Consider the following 22,833-nt stretch of genomic DNA (forward strand, 5'->3'; position numbering starts at 1 on the left):
GCAGCGCCCGCCGGTCGGCTGGCGACACCATCCATGATCGCAATCACCCGGCAGTGACCATGCAATTCCTTGCGTCCCTCCTCGCGCGCGCCCTCGTCCCGCTGGGGCTCGCGGTGTTTGCCGTGATCTACTTCGATCAGGCCGGCAAGATCCGCTCGCTCTACAATATCGGCCCGGTCGGCCCGAGCGACTATCCCAAGCTCCTCGCCGTCGCCCTCGGCCTCGCGCTCGTCGCCGTCGTCGTGACGGACGCGTCGAGCCGCCGCCGCAAGGACGAGGTCCGGACCGCGCCGGTCGACTGGGGCGGCCTCGCGGCGGCCGGACTCGTCATCGTGGCCTCCGCGCTCTACGTCGCGCTCTTCCGGACCACGGGCTTCCTGATCTCCACCGGCCTTTACGCGCTGGCGCTCCTCGCCATCTTCTCCCGGCTCACCCTGAGGCCCGTGAGGGCGATCGTTCAGGCCGCCGTGCTGGTCGGGCTCGTCTATTTCCTCTTCGGCGTCCTCTTCGACGTGCGGCTCCCCGAGAGCCCGTCGGTCGACGCCCTCCTCTCGCGCATCGAGGCGCTGGTCTCCGGTCCCGACGCCGCGCCCCCTGCCGCCGGGACGGGCGCGGCCTCCGGCACCCCTGCCAAGGGGGACGCGCGATGACCTACCTCGTCGACGTCCTCTCCGGCGGCGCGGCGCTGTTCCAGCCGGCGGTGCTCGGCTTCATGGTGCTGGGCTTCCTGATCGGCACCTTCTTCGGCGCCGTGCCCGGGCTGACGGCGGTGCTCGCCATCGCGCTGCTGCTCCCCTTCACGTACAGCCTCGACCCGGTCAGCGCGCTCGTCATGTGCGCGTCGATCTTCATGGCGGGAATGTACGCCGGGTCCATCACCGCGACGACGGTCAACATCCCCGGCGCGCCCTCCTCGGTAATGACCGCGATCGAGGGCTACCGCCTGATGCAGCGCGGCGAAGGGGCGAACGCGCTGGGGCACGCCGCGTTCGCCTCCATGCTCGGCGGGGCGGTCGGGGCGGTGCTCCTCCTCGTCTCGATGCCGATCACGGCCGAGCTCGCCCTTCTCATCAAGACGCCGGGCAAGTTCTCGCTGATCCTCTTCGCGCTCGTCGTCATCGTCGTGGCGCAGCGCGGCGAGGTGGCGAAGGCGTCGGTCGCGGCGATCCTCGGCGCGATGATCGCCACCATCGGCGTCGACGTGATGCAGCCGGTGCCGCGGTTCGCGTTCGGGACCGAGACGCTGGTGGAGGGCATCGACCTCATGCCGCTCATCATCGGAACGTTCGCGATCAGCGAGATCATGATCCAGGCGCAGACGCGCGACGACCCCGCCCTCATCGCCGCCGCGGGACGGGCGGCGCGCGCGCTCCGCCGCCGCGACTTCGTGCCGAAATGGCGCGAGATCCGCGAGATCGGCCTCTTCACCTACGCCAAGAGCGCGCTGATCGGCTACTTCGTCGGCGTGCTGCCGGGGGCCGGCGGGTCGATGGCCGCGTTCGTCTCCTACGCCGAGGCGATGCGGGTCTCGAAGTCGAGCGGCCAGTTCGGCAAGGGGAGCCGGGAAGGGATCGCCGCCGCCGAGTGCGCCAACAACTCGATGTGCGGCGGCGCCTTCGTGCCGATGCTGATGTTCGGCATTCCCGGCGATCCGACCACGGCCGTGGTGCTCGGCGTCCTCGTCATCAACGGGCTGCAGCCGGGACCGCAGCTCCTGACGAACCAGACGGAGCTCATCGGGCCGATGATCGGCTCGCTGTTCTTCAGCGCGCTGGTCCTGATCCCGCTGTCGCTGTTCCTGTTCGGCCCGTTCTTCGTGCGGATCGTGTCGATCAGCCGGCCGCCGCTCTATACGGCGATCGCGCTGGTGGCGCTGGTCGGCGCCTATGTGGCGACCACGTCGATCGTGCAGATGGCGCTGACGCTGGTGTTCGGCGTGCTGGCGTTCATCTTGCGCCGCGCGGGCTACCCGACCGTAACGCTGCTGCTCGGCTTCATCCTCGGGCCGAGCCTCGAGGAATATCTCCGACGGTCGCTATCGCTCAGCAAGGGCGACCCGACGATCTTCCTGACGAGCCCGGACAGCCTCGCCTTCCTGGCGCTGACGGTGGTGTTCGTCGTCATGCTGACCCGGCCGCGCCGCCCTGCCCCGCTCGAGCCGGCCTGAGGCGGCCGGCCAGGCGCCGCCGCGACGGGAGACGGTCGCCGCGCTCCGCCAGGCGGCGAGACGGGCCGGGGCCGGCGTTTCGCACCCGTCCGGCGTGACCACGATCATGGCGTCGATGCGGGTGGCGCCGACTTCGGGCGGGATGATCATCGGCTCCATGCGGACGCCCATGCCGGCCCCGACCACGGCCGCGCATAGCCGCGACGATCGGGCAAGTTATTGCCCAATCGAGCGGCAGATCCGGCAGGTGACCAATTCGTTGACAGGTCCGGCGCGGTGTGGTCGTGTCGCGTCACATTCGCGCCGAAATCCCTGGGAGTTGGGTCCGCACATGCGTCAGAATTTCATCCGCACCTTGGCCGTTGCCGCCACCGCCAGCATGGGTCTGACCGCTACGGCCTCAGCCGCCGACGTGGCCATCGGCATGAGCGGGTGGACCGGGTTCGGCCCCCTCACGCTGGCCAAGGAAGCCGGCCTCTTCGAGAAGGCGGGCGTCGACGTCGACATCAAGAAGATCCCGCAGAAGGACCGCCACCTCGCCATCGCCTCGGGCGACATCCAGTGCGCGGCGACCACGGTGGAGACCTTCATGATCTGGAACGCCAACGGCGTGCCGATCAAGCAGCTCTTCCAGCTCGACATGTCGCACGGCGCCGACGGCATGGCGACGCGGAGCGACATCGCCTCGATCGCCGACCTCAAGGGCAAGACCATCGCCGCCTCCGCCCCCGGCACCTCGCCCTACTTCGTGCTCGCGTGGATGCTGAACGAGAACGGCCTCACCCTCGACGACGTGACGGTCGTGAACCTCGAGCCGTCGGCCGCGGCGCAGGCCTTCATCGCCGGCCAGAACGACGCCGCGATGACCTACGAGCCGTACCTCTCCGCCGTGCGTGACGCGCCGGACTCCGGCAAGATCATGGCAACCACCCTCGACTACCCGGTCGTGATGGACACCTTCGGCTGCACGCCCGACTTCATCGAGGAGCATCCCGACCTCGTCCGCGCGCTCGCCGACGGCTACTACGCCGCGCTCGACATGATCGAGAGCGACCCGGAGAAGGCCTACGAGATCATGGGCGCGGACGTGAACCAGTCCGGCGAGGCGTTCGGCAAGTCGGCCGGCTACCTGGAGTGGCAGGGCCGCGAGGCGAGCGACGCCTTCATGTCCGGCGGCATCCAGGAGTTCTACTCCAAGGCCGGCCCGCTCCTGATGGAGATCGGCACCATCCGCGAGATCCCGGACACCGACTCGCTGATCGACACGAGCTGGAAGAACTGAACCTGACCCGCTGAAGGCCGGCCCGGACCTCGTGAACCAATCTCCTGTCGGCGCCGACGACGGCGCCAGTGAAGTCGCCGGGCCCGAGGCTCCGGCGCCGAGGCGGTCGTGGCGCATGCGCCCGCTGACGCCGGTATCCTCCTCGGCGCGGGTCGTCCTCGGCCTCGCCTTCTTCGTTCTTTTCGTCGTGGGCTGGTCGATCGCGACCTTCGGCGGCTTCGTCTCCACCATCTTCCTGGCGAGCCCGGTGAAGATGGTGAACGAGGGCTGGCTGCTCCTCACCAAGTACGGCTTCTCCTACGACATCGCGATCACCGTCTGGCGCGTGTTCGGCGGCTTCGTCATGGCGACGGTGATCGCCGTGCCGCTCGGCATCCTGATGGGCGCATACAAGCCGATCGAGGCGTTCTTCGAGCCGTTCGTCTCGTTCGCGCGCTATCTGCCCGCGTCGGCCTTCATTCCGCTCCTCATCCTGTGGGCGGGCATCGGCGAGATGCAGAAGCTCCTCGTCATCTTCATCGGCGCGGTGTTCCAGATCATCCTGATGGTCGCGGTCGCGGTCGGCTCGACGCGGCGCGACCTCGTCGAGGCGGCCTACACGCTCGGCACCGGCGACACGGGCGTGGTGCGCCACGTGATGCTTCCCTACGCGGCGCCGCAGATCGCGGAGATCCTGCGCCTCGTCCTCGGTTGGGCGTGGACCTACGTCATCGTCGCCGAGCTGATCGGCTCCTCCGCCGGCATCGGCCACATGATCGTCGACAGTCAGGCGCTCCTGAACACTGGGCAGATCATCTTCGGCATCATCGTCATCGGCCTCATCGGCCTCGTTTCCGACTTCGCGTTCAAGGCGCTGAACCGCCGGCTCTTCCCGTGGAGCCTCGCGTGAACGGGCCCGCCGCGACGCACGTCTCCATCGAGGGCGTGCGGCGGACCTTCCCGGCCAAGCGGGGCGGCACGCCGACCGAGGCGCTCTCCCCCATCGACCTCACCGTCCGGCGCAACGACTTCGTGACGATCCTCGGCCCGTCGGGATGCGGCAAGTCCACGTTGCTGCGCATCGTCGCCGGGCTCGACACCCCGACCGCCGGGCGCGTCAGTGTCGCGGGGCGCGTGGTGACGGGGCCGGGCCCCGACCGCGGGATGGTGTTCCAGTCCTACACGCTGTTCCCCTGGCTGACGGTGGCGGACAACATCGCCTTCGGACTGCGCCGCAAGGGCGTGCCGAAACGGCGGCAGCAGGAGACCGTCGACTTCTACCTCGACAAGACGGGCCTCTCCGGTTTCGCCAATCACCTCCCCCGCGAGCTGTCGGGCGGCATGCAGCAGCGCGTCGCCATCGCCCGCGCCCTCGCCAACGATCCGGACATCCTGCTTCTGGACGAGCCGTTCGGCGCGCTCGACAACCAGACCCGCGGCCTGATGCAGGAGCTGCTCCTCAAGATCTGGGAGGAGGACCAGAAGACCGTCCTCTTCGTCACCCATGACATCGAGGAGGCGATCTTCCTCGCCAGCCGCTGCATCGTCATGACGGCGCGCCCGGGCCGCATCAAGGCCGACGTCACGATCGACCTCGGCCGCCCGCGCGACTACCACATGAAGACCGCGCCGGAGCTCCTCGCCTACAAGGAGCAGCTCACGGAGGAGATCCGCGCCGAGGCGATCAAGGCCCTCTGACGCGCGCCCCGCAGGGCCGGACCCGGGTGCTCCCCGCCGGGCGGGCCGCGCGCCGGCCGCCGAGATGCCGGCGTGTACGACCGCGCAGCGATTGCTCTATGGAAGGTGGCGTGACACACCGCCGCCGGGGTCGCACCCGGCCGTGCGTCCCGTCCATCCCGCACCCGGTCCTTGTGCCGGGCGCATCAGACATCGAGCGCAAACCATGACTGTCCTGAAGTGTATCTCGCCTATCGACGGAGCGGTGGTCGCGACCCGTGAGACGCTGGGCACCGACGAGGCCCGGGCGCGCGTCGCGGCGGCGCGTAAGGCCCAGGCGGAGTGGGCCGCGCGGCCGCTTCGGGAGCGCGTTGAGCTCGTCCAGGCCGGTGTCGCCGCCGTCGGCGCGATGAACGACGAGATCGTCCCGGAGCTCGCCCGGATGATGGGCCGGCCGGTGCGCTACGGCGGCGAGTTCCGCGGCGTCGAGGAACGCGCGAGCTACATGGCCGGCATCGCGCAGGAGGCGCTGGCCGACATCGAGGTCGGCGACGACGCGAACTTCCGGCGCCTGATCAAGCGCGTGCCGCACGGGCTCGTCCTCGTCATCGCGCCGTGGAACTACCCCTACATGACGGCCATCAACAGCGTCGCCCCGGCGCTGATCGCCGGCAATGCGGTGATGCTGAAGCACGCGACGCAGACGCTCCTCGTCGGCGAGCGGATGGCCCGCGCCTTCGCCTCGGCGGGCGTTCCCGAGGCGGTGTTCCAGAACGTCTTCCTCACCCACGAGACCGCCGCGGAGCTCATCGCCGGGGGCGCGTTCGACTTCATCAACTTCACCGGTTCGGTCGCGGGCGGCAAGGCGATCGAGACGGCGGCGGCCGGCACCTTCACCGGCCTCGGCCTCGAGCTCGGCGGCAAGGATCCGGGCTACGTCATGGAGGACGCCGACCTCGACGCGGCGGCGGACACGCTGATCGACGGCGCGATGTTCAACTCGGGCCAGTGCTGCTGCGGGATCGAGCGCATCTACGTCCACGAGAGCCGCTTCGACGCCTTCCTGGAGAAGGCCGTCGCCATCGTTCGCGGCTACCGCCTCGGCGATCCCCTCGACCCGGAGACGACGATCGGCCCGATGGCGCACGTGCGCTTCGCCAGGACCGTGCGCGATCAGGTCGGCGAGGCGCTGGCCGCCGGCGCGGCAGCCCACATCCCGACGCTGCCGGGTGACGACGGCGGCGCGTACCTCTCGCCGCAGATCCTGAGGAACGTCACGCACGACATGCGGGTGATGCGGGAGGAGACCTTCGGCCCGGTGGTCGGCATCATGCCGGTGCGCGACGACGACGAGGCCGTCCGCCTGATGAACGACAGCGACTACGGCCTGACCGCCTCGCTCTGGACCCGCGACATCGACCGCGCGATGCGGGTGGGCGACAGGGTCGAGACCGGGACGGTCTTCATGAACCGCGCCGACTACCTGGACCCGAGCCTGTGCTGGACCGGGTGCAAGGACACCGGCCGCGGCGGATCGCTGTCGATCATCGGCTACCACAACCTCACGCGGCCGAAGTCCTTCCACCTGAAGAAGCCGGCGCAGTAACCGGACGATCCGGTTCAGCCGTCCCGGCCCACGGCGCCGACCATTCAAGGCTCGGCCGGCGTCCGCCCCCGCGGGCGCGCGGCAGCGCCGGCACAGATCCCCGCCCCACGTCCCAAGGAACCGATGACGAGGCCGGCCTCCCCCGGTGGACATTGACCCGAATTCTTTTCAAGATGCCGGTTCGATAATAATATAGGGAGGCTAATGCCATGAAAAGACGTACATTTCTGAAGACCGCGGGTGGCGTCGCCGCCGTCGCTAGCAGCGCTAGTCTTGCCACACCCGCGATTTCTCAGAATCGCGTCGAATGGCGAATGGTGACGACCTGGCCGAAGAACTTCCCGGGCCAGGGCACGAGCGCGGAACGCCTGGCCAAGACGATCGGCGAGGCGACGGATGGCCGGCTGACCATCAAGGTCTACGGCGCCGGCGAGCTCGTCCCGGCGTTCGAGAGCTTCGACGCGGTGGTCAGCGGCGCGGCCGACTGCATGCACGCCACGCCCTACTACTGGAAGAACAAGTCCGCCGCGCTGAACTTCTTCTCCACCGTCCCCTACGGCCTCACCACCATCGAATTGAACTCGTGGCTGAAGTTCGGCGGCGGCCAGGAGCTGTGGGACCGGGTGTACGACCAGTTCGGCCTCAAGGCGTGGTCCGCCGGGTCGACGGGCGTGCAGATGGGAGGCTGGTACAACAAGGAGATCAACTCCGTCGCCGACCTCCAGGGCCTCAAGATGCGCATCCCCGGCCTCGGCGGCGAGGCGCTGCAGAAGCTGGGCGTGACCACGATCAGCCTCCCCGTCGGCGAGATCTTCTCCTCGCTGCAGTCCGGCGCGATCGACGCGACAGAGTGGGTCGGCCCGTTCAACGACCTCGCCCCCGGCTTCTACAAGGTGGCGAAGTACTACTACTGGCCCGGCATGCACGAGCCCGGCACCGGTGCGGAGTTCACCGTCTCGAAGGAGAAGTTCGCCGCGCTTCCGAAGGACGTGCAGGTCATCGTCGCCGCCTGCGCCGGTGACGAGAGCGAGCGCTTCTCGGCCGAGTTCCACTATCGCAACGGTGGCGCCCTCGACACGCTGGTGCGCGAGCACGGCGTGCAGCTGAAGCGCTTCCCCAAGGACGTCCTCGAGGCGTGGGGCCAGGCCTCGGGAGAGGTGATCGCGGCGCTGCGCGAGTCCGACGACGAGCTGACCCGCGAGACGGTCGAGTCCTTCCTGAAGGCGCGGCGCGAGCTGATGGCCTGGAGCCGCATCGGCGACCAGGCGTTCATGAACGCGCGTCTCCTCGACTACCAGTACGGCTGAGCCGAACTCGCCGGGCCGCCCACGGCGGCCCGGCGTCCCTGATCAGTCGGGGACCATCAGCTCCTCATTCTTGAGGAGATCGTCGAGGACCGAGCCGCTCGACTGCTTCTGCCGCCGCTCGCCCGCCGGCGCGCCGCTCCCGCCACCGGAACCGCCTTCCTCCTCGTCCGGCAGCATCAGGTCCTGTCCGCCGAGGAGATCGTCGAGCACCGAGCCGCCACCGCTCTCCGACCCTGCGGCCGGAGACTCCAGCGTCGGATCGGAGTCGAGGCCGCCGTCGTCGGGGGTGACCGGCGCATCGCGCACCACGTTCCGCCCCTCGCCGAAGATCACCTCCGGCAGCCAGGTGGCCGACTGCGGGACGGTCCAGATGAAGACCATCGCCAGCATCTGCAGTCCCACGAAGGGGACGATGCCGCGGTAGATGTGCCCGGTCGTCACCTGCGGCGGTGCGACACCGCGCAGGTAGAAGAGCGCGAACCCGACCGGCGGCGTCAGGAAGCTCGTCTGCAGGTTCACGCCGATCATCACGCCCAGCCAGATCGGATCGACGTCCAGCCCCAGAAGCACGGGCGCGGTGATCGGCACGACGATCAGGATGATCTCGAACGTGTCGAGGAAGAAGCCAAGCACGAACATCAGCGCCATCACGGCGAGGACGGCCCCGCCCGCCCCGCCGGGCATCGCGCTCAGCACGTCGTCGACCAGCAGCTCGCCGCCGAGGCCGCGGAAGACGAGGGAAAAGACCGATGCGCCCAGCACGATGACAAAGACGAGCGAGCTGATCATCATCGTCGAGCGCATGACGTCGCGAAGGTTCACCCAGGTGAGCTGCCGCTTGGTGGCGGCGAGCAGCATCGCGCCCAGCGCGCCGATGGACGCCGACTCGGTGGGCGTCGCGATCCCGGAGAGGATGGAACCGAGGACCGCGATGATGAGGAGCAGCGGCGGTATGAGGGCCGACAGCACCCTCAGCGGCAGCGTGCGCCGCTCCTCCGCGGTCATGACCAGCGGCGGGCAGCTCTTCGGATTCACGATCGCCTGGAAGATGACGTAGCCGATGTAGATGCAGACCAGCATCATGCCGGGGATCATCGCCCCGGCGAAGAGGTCGCCCACCGAGACCGGATCGGGCGAGAAGTTGCCCTTGGCGAGCTGGGCCATGGTGTTGGCACTGGCGAGGATGTCGCCGAGGAAGATCAGCACCACCGACGGCGGCACGATTTGACCCAACGTCCCCGACGCGCAGACGACGCCCGTCGCAAGGCGCGGGTCGTAGCCTGCCCGCAGCATCGCCGGGAGGCTGAGGAGGCCCATCGTGACCACCGTCGCGCCGACGATGCCGGTCGATGCCGCGAGAAGCGCGCCCACCAAGACCACCGAGATGCCGAGGCCGCCGCGCAGCGGCCCGAAGAGCTGGCCCATCGTCTCCAGGAGCGCCGTCGCGATCTTCGAGCGCTCCAGCATCACGCCCATGAAGACGAAGAGCGGCACGGCGACGAGCACCTCGTTCACCATCGTGCCGTAGTAGCGCGAGGGAAGGCCGAAGAAGAGCGTGAAGTCGAAGGTCCCGAACAGGTGCCCGATGACCGCGAAGATCAGCGACATGCCCGCCAGCGTGAAGGCGACGGGGAAGCCGATCATCACGCCGCCGATGGTGGCGGCGAACAGGAGAACCGCGAGGACCTCCCCGACATGCGAGCCCATCATCAGATGGCACCCGTGGGAGTCGACTCGTCCTCGCCGGCCGCCTCGCTCAGGACCACGTCGGGCTCGTCCCGGCCGGTCAGCGTCAGGATGCTGCGGCCGGCGAGGGCGAGGCCCTGAAGCCCCAGAAGCAGGCAGAAGACGAGGAGGACCGACTTCAGGAGATAGACCGCCGGCATCCCGAAGGACTGCGCCGACCCCTCCCCCAGCCGCCATGACGCGCGCACGTAGGGGATCGACGTCCAGGCCGTCAGCGCCAGCCACGGCAGCAGGAAGACGAAGGCCCCGAACAGGTTGACGATGGCGCGGGTGCGGGCGGACGCCTCGGCATAGAAGATGTCGACGCGCACGTGGCCCTCGTGCAGCAGGGTGTACCCGGCACCCAGCATGAAGACGCAGGCATAGGCCCAGACGTAGAGCTCCTGCATCCACACGAAGCCGATGCTGAACGCGTAGCGGAGGACGACGACGACGGCGCAGACGATGACGGTGACCAGCGTCAGCCACGCGGCGGCGCGCCCCACCGCCTCGTTCAACCGATCGACGGCGTGCACGAATCCCACGATTGCTCTCATCGCGTCCCAGTCCTCCCCATGAGTGTCCGGTCTGTTGCCGGTTTCCCCGAAGGTTACAGGTACGCGGACGATTGCCAATGGCCCCCGTGGTGTCGCTTTGGTCGCGACGGCGGCGCGCGGTCCCGGGACGGATCGCGTCAACGACTATGACGTTGCATCGCGCCTGCGGGGACAGCGCCGGTTTACGACCCCGGCAAGACATCGCGCGGGGGATCACTATTGCGGGGATACGCGCGGATATTTTTGGGGTGCGGCGGGTGCAGCGCCTCCGGGCCGGCAACGCGCAGCGCCATCGCGGCGCGGGCAGTCCGAACCGTGTGCAGGCCGGGCCGTGGCCGTCGTGCCACGGTCCCGGGACGCGCGGCGCGGGGTGCAGGCTGGCGGGGGAGCCAGCCCGCGTTCTCGTCAGCGGCCGGTGATCCCCGGGAAGAAGAGGAGCACCGCGACGGCGAGGATCTGCAGCCCGATGAACGGCAGCAGAGAGCGGAAGATCGTCCCGAGGGGGATGTCCGTCACGCTCTTCAGGTAGAAGGCGGCGGGGCCGAACGGCGGCGACAGGAAGGACACCTGCATGTTCATGCAGAAGAGCACGCCGAACCACACCGGGTCATAGCCGAGGTCCTTGATGATCGGCACGAAGATCGGCATCGTCAGCAGCGCGATGCCGACCCAGTCGAGGAACGCGCCGAGGAAGAACAGGATCCCCATCATGACGAGCACGACGACGATCGGCTCGTCGGAGATGCCGGTCAGCAGGCCGGAGACGAACGTCACGCCGCCCATCAGGTTGTAGACGCCGACGATGGCGGTCGCGCCGATGCCGATCCAGACGATCATGCCCACCGTGGCGAGCGTCTGCAGCGCCGAGTCGCGGATCAGGCGGTAGGTGAACTCACCGCGCAGGATGGTCGACAGGATCACGCCACCGACGCCGATGGCCGAGGCCTCCGTCACCGAGGCGATGCCGCCGTAGATCGACCCCAGCACGAACACCACCACGAGGATGGGAAGCACCAGCCCCTTGAGGAGCTTGATCTTCTCGGCGGCCGGTATCGGCTGCGGATCCGGGTCCGGCACGATGCCCTTGCGGAAGTAGGCCGTGAACAGGATGTAGGCGACGTAGAACATCGCCAGCATGAAGCCGGGGATGAACGACGCCGAGAACAGCTCGCCGATCGAGACGTTGGCGGTAAGGCCGTAGACGATGAGGACGATCGAGGGCGGAATCATCGTGCCGAGCGAACCGCCGGCGCAGACGACGCCGATCGCGAGCGAGCGGTCGTAGCCGAGGCGCAGCATCTGCGGCAGCGCGATGAGGCCGAGAAGCACGATCTCGCCGCCGATGATGCCGCTCATCGCCGCCAGGATGATCGAGACGAAGATCGTCTGGACGGCGACGCCGCCGCGCAGGCGGCCGGCGAAGAGCTTCATGGCGTCGAACAGGTCGCGGGCGATTCCCGACCGGTCGAGGATCGCCGCCATCAGCACGAACATCGGCACCGAGACGAACACGAAGTTCGACACGAACGAGTAGACGCGGCTCGTGATCAGCGGGATCGACATCGGCCCGAACCAGCCGAGCGCGAAGATCAGCGCCACGAGCAGCGTCACGAACGCCAGCGGCATGCCGGTGATGAGGAGCGCCACCAGCATGCCGAACATCAGCAGGGTGCCGTACTCGATCCCGAGCTGGGAGAGATCGATCCCGAGCGAGAGGAAGCTGTTCATCGGGTCGTCCGGCGGATGGTGTTGATGGCGAGGATCACGAACTGGATCGCGAGCAGCAGCATCGTGATGAAGATGAAGGACTTGATGAGCGCCGGCGTCGGGGGCGACCAGGCCGAGCCCGTGGTCTCGAGGCGGATGCCGCCGGTCGGCGCGAACACCGCGCGCGAGGCCATCTGATACGCCGCGTAGGCGAAGAAGAGGCTGGCGACGGCCGACACGAGGAAGATCACCACGTCCGCCGCGCGGCGCGCCGTCGGCCCGAGCTGATCGTAGATCAAGACCACGCGGATGTGGCTGTTGCGGGCGGTGCAGTAGAGCCCGCCGTAGATGAAGGCGAGGCCGGAGAGGAAGATCGTGGTTTCGTGCGCCCAGATCGTCGGGCTGTTGAACACGTAGCGAAGGAACACTTCGATCAGCAGGATCACGGCACCGGCGACGATTCCGGCCGCGAACACGTAGCCGAGGCGGTCGATGACGCGCCCCATCACTCCCGCTTCGGGGAGCACCGCGCGCCCCGTCCCCTCACTCGTCGCCGCGAGGTCGATGTCCTCGCGTTCGGTCTCTGACATGGTCGCCACCTCTGTCCATCTCGTCTCGATGGCCGTCTCGCGCCGGGTTCAGTCGAAGGCCGGAAGCGACGCGAGGCGGCTCGCTCAAAAGGTGAGGCCGGACACGAAAGCGTGCCCGGCGTCAACGTCAGATGTTATTGGGCGAGGAGGCCCTTTTCGGAGAGGTAGGCGCTCAGCGCGTCGTAGACCTTCTGCGACATGGGCGAATTGGCGGCGACCTTCTCCCACTCACCCTGCGCGATCGTGCGGAACTTCGCGCGGTCCTCGGCGGACCAGTCGTGGACGGTGATGTCCGGGTTGGCCTCGGCCTCCTTGAGGGCGGCGAGGTCACGCTCCTTCAGACCGTTGACCTGGGTCTGCTGGAACTCCTTCACCGTCTCCTCGAGCATCGCCTTGATGTCGTCCGGGAGCGCGTCCCACTTCGCCTTGTTCATCGAGACCTCGACGAGCGGCAGGGAGTGGAAGCCGGGATAGACCGGGTTCGGGGCGACATCGTTGAGGCCCTGCGCCTGGTTCACGGAGAACACCGAGTAGTCGGCGGCGTCCACCACACCCTTGTCGAGGGAGGTGTACACCTCGGAGGCCGGCAGGTTCACCGGCGCCGCGCCGGCGGCCGCGAACACCGCACCGATGAGGCCTTCCGGCGCACGCACCTTCACGCCCTTCAGGTCGTCGACGCCGTCGAGCGGCACGCGCGAGACGAACGCCTCGAGGCCCGGCGTCGAAACGCCGATGAAGTGCAGGCCGTAGGGCTCGAGAAGCTCGCCCATCAGCTCCTTGCCGCCACCGTTCTCGACGAAGTCGATCATCTGCGACGGGTCGGACCACGCGCCGACCGGGTTGGCGATGAGACCGAACGCCGGGTCGCGGCCGGCCCAGTAGGACGTGTCGCAGATCTGGCCGTCGAGGATGCCGGCGCCGACCGCCTCGAGCGTCTCGTTGTACTCGACGACGGAGCCGACCGGCAGCAGCTCGATCTTCACCTTGCCGCCCGACTTCTCGGCGACGAGATCGGTCCAGCCCTTCTGGTACTCGAAGTTCGGGTTGCCCGCCGGATCCGAGGACTGGAAGCGGAAGGTGTATTCCTGCGCGCTGGCGCCCGTCGTCAGGGCGAGGCCGATCGCCAGACCGGCGAGGCCGGACCATTTGAAGGTCATGGGGTGTCCTCCTTAGTTTGTCTGGGAGAGAGATTCGGATGCCCCTCGTCGGAGGAGAATCCGGAGGCTGGCTGCGCCGCCGTGCGTTTGTCGGCGGGCCGGCCGAGACCGACGTCGAGGAGCATCGGATCGACGCCGTCCGATAGATCATCGACATAGGACTGCGACAGATCGATGAGGGCGTCCGACGCTTTTGTCGCACGCGCCACGTCGCCGGAGACGACCGCATCGAGAATCGCGAGGTGCCGCTCGTAGGTGTCGGCGATGCCCGCGTCGCGACCGAGGCTTTCGATGCAGATGTAGCCGATGCGGCGCGCGAAGGCGTGCAACGGGCGGACGGTTCGCTGCAGGAAAGGCTCGCCCGCGGCTGCGATCAGCAGCGTGTCGAACGCACGATCGAAGCGGTTGAAGGTGTGGATGTCGATCCCCTCGCCGATCGCCACCAGAGCCCGGCGCAGGTGCATGAAGCCGGCGCGGTGGTTGAAGGAGAGGCGCTTGGCCGCCTCCTCCACCACGAAGCGGTCCATGCTGCGCCTGAGGTCGGCGAGGCGCCGTTCGCGCGTGAGGTCGACGGGGGCAATGGTGAGTCCGTCGCGCGGGCGGATTCGGATCAGGGTCTCAGACCCGGCGCGCCGCACCGCCTGATGCACCGGGGTCCGGCCGAGGTCGACGAGGGTCTGCAGGTCCTGCATGCGCACGAAGGCGCCGGGCGGCAGAGACGTGTCGACGAACAGCGCTTCGATCCGGTCGTAGGCGCGCTCGGCGAGGCTTTGCTTTGCCGCACCAAGGTTCCAGTCGAGATCGAAGACGTCCGCCTCGCCCACGTCCACCCGGTCCACTCCTGCCGCGTTCATCCCGTCGGTGCACGCTGGTTTTCATCCGGCAACACAATCCAAATTCGGCGTTGCGTTGCCAGAGATACGTCGTGTACTCGTCTTGTTACATCGTGATATTTCACGAGTGGGATGCGCTGGCAAGCGCCGATCCGCTCGCGTCGCAAAATAGGCTCTGTTGGCAGGACGACATGAGGATCACCGCAATCGAGACGCTGCGAACCGAAGAGTTCGCGAACGTCATCTGGGTCCGGATCCATACCGACGCCGGCATCATCGGCCTCGGTGAAACCTTCTACGGCGCCGGCGCCGTCGAGGCTCACATCCACGACACCCTCGCCGGCCGCCTCCTCGGCAAGAGCGCGCTCACCATCGAGGCGCACAGCCGCGAGATGGTGAACCTGCCGATGGCGCAGGCCTCCACCGGCGTCGAATACCGCGCCGCCTCCGCCATCGACCTCGCCCTCTGGGACGCCTTCGGCAAGCTCGTCGACCAGCCGGTGCACCAGCTCCTCGGCGGCCTCTGCCGCGACAAGCTGAAGGTCTACAACACCTGCGCCGGCACGCGGTACGTCAGCTCCAAGAACATCAAGCCGGTGGAGAACTGGGACCCGCAGGCCCGTGGGCGCTACGAGGACCTCGACGGCTTCATGAACCGAGCCGGCGAGCTCGCCGAGGACCTCCTCTCCGAGGGCATCACGGCGATGAAGATCTGGCCGTTCGACCCGATCGCGCACGAGACGCAGGGCCTCTCCATCGATGCCGCGCAGATGCGCCGGGCGTGCGAGCCGTTCGAGAAGATCCGCAAGGCCGTCGGCGACAAGATGGACATCATGGTGGAGTTCCACTCCCTGTGGAACCTGCCGACCGCGAAGGTGATCGCCCGGGAACTCGAGCAGTACAAGCCGTACTGGTACGAGGACCCGATCCGCATGAACTCGCCGCAGGCGCTCGCCGAGCTGGCGCGCCACACGGACGTGTGGATCACCGCCTCCGAGACGCTCGGCAGCCGCTGGCCCTTCAAGGACATGCTCGACGTCGACGCGCTGTCCGTGGCGATGGTCGACATCGTCTGGTCCGGCGGGCTGACCGAGGCGCGCAAGATCGCCTCGCTCGCCGAGACCTGGCACCGCCCCTTCGCGCCGCACGACTGCACCGGACCGGTCGCCTTCGCCGCCGCCGTCCACGCGTCCTTCTCCCAGCCCAACACGCTGATCCAGGAGTCGGTCCGCGCCTTCTACCGCGGCTGGTACACCGAGCTCGTCGACACCGTGCCGCGGATCGAGAACGGCTATGTCTACCCGATGGAGGGGGCCGGCCTCGGCATCGACCTGCTGCCGGCAGTGTTCGAGCGTTCAGACCTCATCGTCCGCCGATCGGAGCTCTAGAAAATGTCCGCTCTCTTCGACCTCACCGGCAAGACCGCCCTCGTCACCGGCTCCTCGCGCGGCCTCGGCTTCGCGATCGCACAGGGACTCGCGGAGGCGGGCGCGGCGCTGATCCTGAACGGCGTCAACGAAGAGCGGCTGAAGGCGGCCGCCGAGAGCCTCTCGGCGAAGGGCTTCAGCGTCCGCGCCCTCGCGTTCGACGTCAACGACGAGGCCGCCGTGGTCGCCGCGTTCGAGAGCCTCGACGCCGAGGGCGTCGCGGTCGACATCCTCGTCAACAACGCCGGAATCCAGTACCGCAAGCCGATGGTCGAGCTCTCGACCGCCGACTGGCAGCGGGTCATCGACACCAACCTGACGAGCGCGTTCGTCGTCGGCCGCGAGGCGGCCAAGCGGATGATCGCGCGCAAGGCCGGCAAGGTCATCAACATCGGCTCGCTGACGTCCGACCTCGCCCGCGCCACGGTGACCCCGTACACGGTGGCCAAAGGCGGCATCAAGATGCTCACCAAGGGCATGGCCGCCGAGTGGGGCGAGCACGGCATCAACGCCAACGCCATCGGTCCCGGCTACATGCTGACCGACATGAACGAGGCGCTGATCAGCAATCCCCAGTTCGACGCATGGGTGAAGGGCCGCACGCCGCAGCGCCGCTGGGGCAAGCCGGAGGAGCTCGTCGGCGCCGCCGTCTTCCTCGCCGCCCCCGCCTCGAACTACGTGAACGGCCAGATCATCTACGTCGACGGCGGGATGATCTCCGTCCTCTGACGGGATCGGCCGCCGGCACGCTGCGGGCAGGACCCCCGTGCGAGATGGTCGCCCGCGCCGCCGGCCGCGGCGCGGCGCCCACGCTCCGCGTCGCCGCCCGCCCGGGGCGGAGCGTCGGCGACCAGGCTGTCGGGGACCGAGATCGCCGAGGCCGTCGACAACGTGCCGATCAACGTGTTCCCTGCCACCATGCAGTCGAACACACTTCCGATCGTCACCTGCCATCCCATGCGAAGCTTCGATGACCCTCCGGTCGCGCTCGCGGCGGCCCTCCCGCCGCGCCTCACCCTGAGCCTCGCCATGCTCCCGGGCCGCCTCGTCGGGCCCGACCGGGCGCAGGCCCGGGAGGGCGGGCGATGACCGGGCATCCCGCCATGCACCGCGCCTACGCCGCCATCGAGGCCGGCTTCGACACCTTTCTCGACGACCTCGTGATGCTGACGGAAGTCCCCGCTCCGCCGTTCGGAGAGGCGGCCCGCGGCGAGGCGTTCAAAACGAGGATCGCGGCCTGCGGGATGGACACCGTCACCGTGGACGCCGTCGGCAACGTCGTCGCGCTCAGGCGCGGGACGGGGCGCGGGAAGGTCGCCATCGCGGCGCATCTCGATACGGTGTTTCCCGCCGGGACCGACGTCACCGTCCGCCGCGAGGGAACGCGCCTCTATGCCCCCGGCGTCGGCGACGATACGCGCGGCCTCGCCGCCATCCTCGCCGTCGCCCGGGCGCTGGACGCGGCGGACGTGCGCACGGAGGCGGACCTTCTCGTCGTCGCGGACGTCGGTGAGGAGGGTCTCGGCGACCTCCGCGGGGTGCGCCACCTGTTCGAGGCGGGCGAGCACGCCGGCACCATCGACGCCTTCTTCAGCTTCGACGGCTCGGACATGGAAAAGCTCGTCACCGGAGGCATCGGTTCGCTGCGCTACCGGATCGTCTTCCGGGGGCCCGGCGGGCACAGCTTCATCGACTTCGGGCGCGTGAACCCGTCCAATGCGCTGGGCGCCGTGGTTGCGGAGCTTGCCCGTACGCCGGTCCCGGACGAGCCGCGCACGACGTTCTCGTCGAGCGTCCTCGGCGGCGGCTCCTCGATCAACGCCATCCCCGAGGAGGTGTTCGTCGAGGTGGACCTCCGCTCCGCCGATCCCGGCCCCCTCGCCGACCTCGACGCGCGGCTGCGCCGCCTCGTCGCACAGGCGGTCGAGGAGGAAAACGGCCGCGCCAGACTTTCGGCGGGAATGCTGACGGCCGAGATCGTCCCGATCGGCAACCGCCCGGCGGCACCGCTCCGCGAGAATGGCCGGGTCATCGACGAGACGCGGGCCGCGCACCTCGAGTTCGGCTTCTCCCCGCGCGTCACCGCCTCGTCGACCGACGCGAACGTGCCCCTCGCCCTCGACATCCCGTCGGTGACGCTCGGGTCCGGCCCCGGGGCGGGCGGCGTCCACACCCTCGGCGAATGGGTGGACGTGGAGCGCGACGGCTCGGTTCGGGCGCTCAAGGCGGGCCTCTCCGCCGTGCTCCGGGTGGCGGGGATCGCGGCGGGATAGCCGCGCACCGCCGGGATTCGAGCGCGAAACGGGGCACCGTGCCTCCGACGGGCCGGCCATCCGCCCGGACGTGTCGAAGAAGGGGCCGAACGCCATCCGGGTCCGCACGTCGCTCACGGTGCTCGCCATCGTGTCGCGCTCCACCGACGACCGCTGCGGCAGACCGGCATGATCCGGCAGGCGAGCGCAATCCAGGACGTCGCCGGATGCGGACGCACCTCATCCATGGGTTCGATGCCGGCATATCGCGCCGCTCCGTGGCCGTCAGCGCGCCGCTCGCAACCCCTCACAACGCATAACACGCGCTGCGGCACGGCCCTCCCTACGTAGCGGGGAGCGGACCGGACCGCCTCGCCTCGCATCGGCTCGTCCGCACGCCCATCCGCTCCAAAGGAGGTCGGCGATGACCGACAGCACGCCCGAGACCATCGACATCCGCCGCCGCCGGATCGTCGGCGCCGCCGCTCTCACCTTCGCCGCCGCGGCGTTCGGCGCCGTCCGGCCGGCCGCCGCCGAAACGACGGCCCGCCCGGCCCGTGCGAGAGTAGACGCCGGCCTCCCTGCGGTGCGGCAGATCCACGCCGGCGACCTTGACGTCGGCTATGTCGACGCGGGACCGGCGGACGGCCAGGCGGTCCTCCTGCTGCACGGCTGGCCCTACGACATCCACAGCTACGAGGTCGTCGCGCCGGAGCTCGCCGCGGCAGGGTACCGGGTGATCGTGCCCTACCTGCGCGGCTACGGGTCGACGCGCTTCCTGTCCACCGAGACGCCCCGCAACGCGCAGCAGACCGTGATGGCGGTCGACGCGATCGCGCTGATGGACGCCCTCGGCATCCGGTCGGCGATTGTCGCCGGGTTCGACTGGGGCGCGCGCACCGCCAACATCATGGCGACGCTCTGGCCGGACCGCTGCACGGCAATGGTGTCGGTCAGCGGCTATCTCGTCGGCAACCAGGCGGCTGGCGCCGAGCCGCTGCCGCCGACGGCCGAGCACGAGTGGTGGTACCAGTACTACTTCGCGACCGACCGCGGCCGCGCCGGCTATGCCCGCTACACCGACGAGTTCGCCAGGCTGATCTGGCGCCTCGCCTCGCCGGACTGGCGCTTCGACGAATCGACCTTCGACCGGTCCGCGGCCGCGCTCGCCAATCCCGACCATGTGGACATCGTCATCGACAACTACCGCTGGCGGCTCGGGCTCGCCACGGGCGAGCGCCGGTTCGATGCGCTGGAGAAGCGCCTCGCGCTGACGCCGACCATCGCCGTGCCGACGGTGACGCTCGAGGGCGACGCGAACGGCGCGCCGCATCCCGATCCGGCCAGCTACGCCAGTCGCTTCACCGGCAAGTACGCGCACCACCTGATCGCCGGCGGCGTCGGCCACAACCTGCCGCAGGAGGCGCCGGAGGCCTTCGTGTCCGCGGTCGTCGAAGCCGCCGGCTTCGCCGCGTGACCGGGCTCGCGAGGGCGGCCACCGCCGTCTGCGCGGCCACTGCCATGGCGGGGCTCGCGGCGGTCGCCGTCCGGGCGGACGATGGCGCGTCGCCGATCTTCGGCGTCACCCTTCCCGCCGGCTATCGCGACTGGCGCCTCGTGGCGCCGGCGCTGGAGGCGCCTCCGCTCGACGAGATCCGGGCCGTGGTCGGCAACGACACCGCCATCGACGCCTACCGCGGGGGAACGGTGCCGTTCCCGGACGGCACGGTCCTCGTCAAGCTCGCCTGGAAGCGCGTGCCCTCGCCCGCGTTTCCGCCGGCCGCCATCCCGGGCGCACCGACCACGGTGCAGGTCATGGTGAAGGACAGCGCCCGCTGGCCCGAGACCGGCGGCTGGGGCTTCGGCCGCTTCGTCGGCGGACGTCCGGTCGACGAAGCGCAGCACGAGACCTGCTTCGCCTGCCACGAGGCGCGGGCGAAGGACCACGACTTCGTCTTCACCCGGTACGCGCCATGAGCGGCGCCGGCGATCGCGTGGAGGGCGATGGCCCCTCGACGGAGCGCTCGGTGGCCCGGACCAGCCTTTCATCTCATTCCAGGTGACTCTCATGGATCGACTCGATCAGGTGTACATCGCCGGCCGGTTTCGCGCCGCGCACGGGCGCGAGGAACTGGAGCGCATCGACCCCACGACCGAAGAGCCGACGGGCATCCTCGTCATGGCCGACGCCCACGACGCGGGCCTTGCCGTCGACAGCGCACGCGATGCCTTCGCCGGCTTTTCCCGGACGAGCAGGCGCGAGCGGATCGACCTCCTCCATGCGCTCGCAGACGCGGTCGCCGCGCGCGCCGGGGCCCTGACGGAGGCCACCGTCGCCGAGTATGGCGCGCCGATGGAACAGGCCCGCTGGCGGGCCGGCCTCGCCGCCGGGAACTTCCGGCTCGCGGCCCGACTGCTCGAGGACTTCGCGTTCGAACGACGGGTCGGCGGCAGCACCGTGATCGCACAGCCGGTCGGCGTCGCCGTCCACATCGTGCCGTGGAACAGCGTCTACAACGCCATCAGCGTGAAGCTCGCCGGCGCACTGGCGGCGGGTTGCACCGTCGTCGTGAAGGCCAGCGAATTCAGCGGTCTGCAGAACCAGCTGTTCGCCGAGTGCCTTGATGCGGCCGGCATGCCGCCCGGTGTCGTCAACATCGTCTCGGGGCGGGGCGACGTCGTCGGCGAGGCGCTGACGGGTCATCCGGATGTCCGCAAGATCTCGTTCACCGGCTCCAATGCGGTCGGCAAGTCCATCCTTCGCAAGTCGGCGGATCGCCTGCCGCGGGTGACGCTCGAGCTCGGCGGCAAGGCGCCGACGGTCGTGCTCGATGACGCCGACCTCGCGGATGCCGCCGTGAAGGCCCTCGCCATCGCCTTTGCCAACAACGGACAGGCCTGCATCGCCGGAACGCGGGCGCTGGTCCAGCGGCGACAACTGGCATCGTTCTGCACCGCGATCGAGGCGGCGTCGTCGACGATCGTGACCGGCGATCCCCGTGAGCCGGGGACGACGATGGGCCCGCTCGTCAATCGCCGGCAGTTCGAACGGGTGCAGGGCTACATTCGCATGGGACTTGCCGACGGCGCGCGGCCGGTGATCGGCGGCGAAGGGCGGCCACGCGGGCTGGATCGCGGCTACTTCGTCCGGCCGACGGTGTTCACCGACGTCACCAGCGACATGACGATCGCGCGTGAGGAGATCTTCGGGCCGGTCCTGTGCGTGATCGGCTACGAGGACGAGGATCATGCCGCGCAAATCGCCAACGACACGCCGTTCGGGTTGCACGCCTACGTGATCGGGGAGGACGATCGCGCGCGGGCGTTCGCGCGCCGCATCGACGCGGGGCGGGTGGCGATCAACGGCGTCGCCCACGACCCGGAGGCTCCCTTCGGGGGCTTCAGGGAATCGGGCATCGGGCGGGAGTACGGCGTCTTCGGCATCGAGGATCACCTGGAGCTGAAGGCGATCCTCGGTCGCTGAACGCCCGCCTCCGAACGATCAGCCGCCCCAACGGCGGACGACGCGAGACCGTTCCCTGGTACCCGGCCAGAGAACCTCCCCTATTCGAAGTCGCGCGCGCATCACATCTCCTCGCCCCGCCGGAGCGCAACACGACTTCCGAAGCGGACAAGGTTCGAGGGGCTTGAGTAGCGACGCTGGCGTTCGCCTGTTCAGAGCGCGGAGTGGGCAAACCGCTCCAGCAGAAGTTCGGTGAGTGCGCGCACCTTGGCGGGAGCGGGGCCCGCGGACGGAGGGCGGACGACGTAGAGCCCGATCTCGGGCGACCCGTACTGCGGCAGCAGCACCTCGAGCGCGCCCGACTCGATCGCCGGCGCGCACAGGAAGAGCGGCAGCCGGGCGATCCCGACGCCCGCCAGGACCGCCGCCAGCAGGACATGCCCGCTGTCGGCGACGAACCGCGCGCGAGGCGACACCGTGACCTCGCGCCCTCCGTCGAGAAGGCGCCAGACTTCGTGCTCCTGCGCCACGATCGCATGGTCGCGGAGGTCGGCGAGCGTGTGCGGACCGGGACGCCCCGCAAGGTAGGCCGGGCTCGCGACGACGACGGCCCGGATCGACGCGATCCGCCGCGCGACGAGGCTGGAGTCGCGCAGGGCGCCCAGACGGATCGCAGCGTCGAGCCGCTCGCCGGCGAGGTCCACGAGGCGATCGCTGAAGGTCGCCTGGATCTCGAGCTGCGGGTGCCGCAGCGCAAACTCCGCCAGCACCGGCGCGAGGTGGGTGGCCCCGAACGACGTCGACGCGGAGATCCTGAGGCGTCCGACGATCGCAGACCCGTCGTCCCTGACGGCATCGCGGCCGGCCTCGAACTGGGCGAGCATCTGCTCCGCGTGCGGCTTGAACGCCTCTCCGGCCGGCGTCAGGGTCGCGCCTCTCGTCGTGCGATTGACGAGCCGGGCGCCCAGTTCGGCCTCCAGCCGCGCCAGCCGCCGGCTGACGACCGACTTGGACGCGCCGATCCGGCGCGCAGCCGGCGTGACCCCACCAGCCTCGCAGATCTCCACGAAGCTCCGAACGTCGTCGACATCCATCGTTGCAAAA

20 protein-coding genes are annotated in these 22,833 nt (G+C 69.2%); 13 read left to right on the forward strand and 7 right to left on the reverse strand.

What is annotated here, in order from left to right; translation table 11 throughout:
* Positions 1-59 precede the first annotated feature (59 nt).
* From DLJ53_RS19450 to DLJ53_RS19480, 7 genes are all read left to right on the forward strand, one after another.
* Complete coding sequence (locus tag DLJ53_RS19450; RefSeq protein ID WP_162409399.1) at positions 60-650, forward strand: tripartite tricarboxylate transporter TctB family protein; 591 nt, start codon at positions 60-62, stop codon at positions 648-650.
* Positions 647-2,167 carry a tripartite tricarboxylate transporter permease gene (locus DLJ53_RS19455; RefSeq protein WP_111348301.1) on the forward strand — a complete coding sequence of 507 codons (1,521 nt, stop codon included), beginning with the start codon at positions 647-649 and terminating at the stop codon, positions 2,165-2,167. The genes DLJ53_RS19450 and DLJ53_RS19455 overlap by 4 nt, the downstream gene beginning before the upstream one ends.
* A 331-nt stretch (positions 2,168-2,498) precedes the next feature.
* On the forward strand, positions 2,499-3,449 hold the full coding sequence (locus tag DLJ53_RS19460) for an ABC transporter substrate-binding protein (RefSeq protein ID WP_111348303.1): 951 nt from the start codon (positions 2,499-2,501) through the stop codon (positions 3,447-3,449).
* A 115-nt stretch (positions 3,450-3,564) separates the two neighbouring features.
* Positions 3,565-4,338, forward strand: a complete 774-nt coding sequence (locus DLJ53_RS19465; RefSeq protein ID WP_111348305.1) for an ABC transporter permease — start codon at positions 3,565-3,567, stop codon at positions 4,336-4,338.
* Positions 4,335-5,126 (forward strand): ABC transporter ATP-binding protein, encoded by a 792-nt coding sequence (locus DLJ53_RS19470; RefSeq protein WP_111348307.1) that lies wholly within the window; start codon positions 4,335-4,337, stop codon positions 5,124-5,126. The genes DLJ53_RS19465 and DLJ53_RS19470 overlap by 4 nt, the downstream gene beginning before the upstream one ends.
* Positions 5,127-5,331: 205 nt before the next feature.
* Complete coding sequence (locus DLJ53_RS19475; protein WP_111348309.1) at positions 5,332-6,711, forward strand: aldehyde dehydrogenase family protein; 1,380 nt, start codon at positions 5,332-5,334, stop codon at positions 6,709-6,711.
* A 314-nt stretch (positions 6,712-7,025) separates the two neighbouring features.
* On the forward strand, positions 7,026-8,018 hold the full coding sequence (locus tag DLJ53_RS19480; RefSeq protein WP_226580873.1) for a TRAP transporter substrate-binding protein: 993 nt from the start codon (positions 7,026-7,028) through the stop codon (positions 8,016-8,018).
* Positions 8,019-8,060: 42 nt separating this feature from the next.
* Here DLJ53_RS19480 and DLJ53_RS19485 read toward each other — a convergent pair whose 3' ends face one another.
* The 6 genes from DLJ53_RS19485 to DLJ53_RS19510 all read right to left on the reverse strand — a co-directional run bounded on the left by DLJ53_RS19485 (position 8,061) and on the right by DLJ53_RS19510 (position 14,608).
* A complete protein-coding gene (locus DLJ53_RS19485; protein WP_111348313.1) occupies positions 8,061-9,728 on the reverse strand; it encodes a TRAP transporter large permease in 1,668 nt (555 codons plus the stop codon).
* Positions 9,728-10,288 carry a TRAP transporter small permease subunit gene (locus DLJ53_RS19490; RefSeq protein WP_202913244.1) on the reverse strand — a complete coding sequence of 187 codons (561 nt, stop codon included), beginning with the start codon at positions 10,286-10,288 and terminating at the stop codon, positions 9,728-9,730. The genes DLJ53_RS19485 and DLJ53_RS19490 overlap by 1 nt, the downstream gene beginning before the upstream one ends.
* Positions 10,289-10,705: 417 nt before the next feature.
* The gene (locus DLJ53_RS19495) at positions 10,706-12,028 is read right to left on the reverse strand and encodes a TRAP transporter large permease (RefSeq protein ID WP_111348316.1); all 1,323 of its coding nucleotides are present in this window, start codon (positions 12,026-12,028) and stop codon (positions 10,706-10,708) included.
* Positions 12,025-12,597 (reverse strand): TRAP transporter small permease subunit, encoded by a 573-nt coding sequence (locus DLJ53_RS19500; protein ID WP_111349074.1) that lies wholly within the window; start codon positions 12,595-12,597, stop codon positions 12,025-12,027. Before DLJ53_RS19500 ends, DLJ53_RS19495 begins: the two co-directional genes overlap by 4 nt.
* 134 nt (positions 12,598-12,731) lie before the next feature.
* Positions 12,732-13,754, reverse strand: a complete 1,023-nt coding sequence (locus DLJ53_RS19505) for a TRAP transporter substrate-binding protein (protein ID WP_111348318.1) — start codon at positions 13,752-13,754, stop codon at positions 12,732-12,734.
* Complete coding sequence (locus tag DLJ53_RS19510; protein WP_111348320.1) at positions 13,751-14,608, reverse strand: GntR family transcriptional regulator; 858 nt, start codon at positions 14,606-14,608, stop codon at positions 13,751-13,753. The genes DLJ53_RS19505 and DLJ53_RS19510 overlap by 4 nt, the downstream gene beginning before the upstream one ends.
* A gap of 170 nt (positions 14,609-14,778) precedes the next feature.
* Here DLJ53_RS19510 and DLJ53_RS19515 point away from each other — a divergent pair, with 170 nt between their 5' ends.
* The 6 genes from DLJ53_RS19515 to DLJ53_RS19550 all read left to right on the forward strand — a co-directional run bounded on the left by DLJ53_RS19515 (position 14,779) and on the right by DLJ53_RS19550 (position 21,750).
* Complete coding sequence (locus DLJ53_RS19515; RefSeq protein WP_111348322.1) at positions 14,779-15,975, forward strand: mandelate racemase/muconate lactonizing enzyme family protein; 1,197 nt, start codon at positions 14,779-14,781, stop codon at positions 15,973-15,975.
* A gap of 3 nt (positions 15,976-15,978) precedes the next feature.
* Positions 15,979-16,743, forward strand: coding sequence for an SDR family oxidoreductase (locus DLJ53_RS19520; protein ID WP_111348324.1), 765 nt, complete (start codon positions 15,979-15,981; stop codon positions 16,741-16,743).
* A 356-nt stretch (positions 16,744-17,099) separates the two neighbouring features.
* Positions 17,100-18,287: a M20/M25/M40 family metallo-hydrolase gene (locus tag DLJ53_RS19535; RefSeq protein WP_202913245.1), complete on the forward strand. Its 1,188-nt coding sequence runs from the start codon at positions 17,100-17,102 to the stop codon at positions 18,285-18,287.
* Positions 18,288-18,690: 403 nt separating this feature from the next.
* Positions 18,691-19,743, forward strand: coding sequence for an alpha/beta fold hydrolase (locus DLJ53_RS19540; protein ID WP_111348330.1), 1,053 nt, complete (start codon positions 18,691-18,693; stop codon positions 19,741-19,743).
* Between the two features lie 44 nt (positions 19,744-19,787).
* A complete protein-coding gene (locus DLJ53_RS19545) occupies positions 19,788-20,243 on the forward strand; it encodes a cytochrome P460 family protein (protein ID WP_111349078.1) in 456 nt (151 codons plus the stop codon).
* A gap of 91 nt (positions 20,244-20,334) precedes the next feature.
* A complete protein-coding gene (locus DLJ53_RS19550; RefSeq protein WP_111348332.1) occupies positions 20,335-21,750 on the forward strand; it encodes an aldehyde dehydrogenase family protein in 1,416 nt (471 codons plus the stop codon).
* 191 nt (positions 21,751-21,941) lie between these two features.
* On the opposite strand, the gene DLJ53_RS19555 is transcribed toward DLJ53_RS19550, so the two are convergent.
* Positions 21,942-22,823, reverse strand: a complete 882-nt coding sequence (locus tag DLJ53_RS19555) for a LysR family transcriptional regulator (RefSeq protein WP_111348334.1) — start codon at positions 22,821-22,823, stop codon at positions 21,942-21,944.
* Positions 22,824-22,833: the final 10 nt, after the last annotated feature.

It is taken from the genome of Acuticoccus sediminis (assembly GCF_003258595.1).
Taxonomy (GTDB): domain Bacteria; phylum Pseudomonadota; class Alphaproteobacteria; order Rhizobiales; family Amorphaceae; genus Acuticoccus; species Acuticoccus sediminis.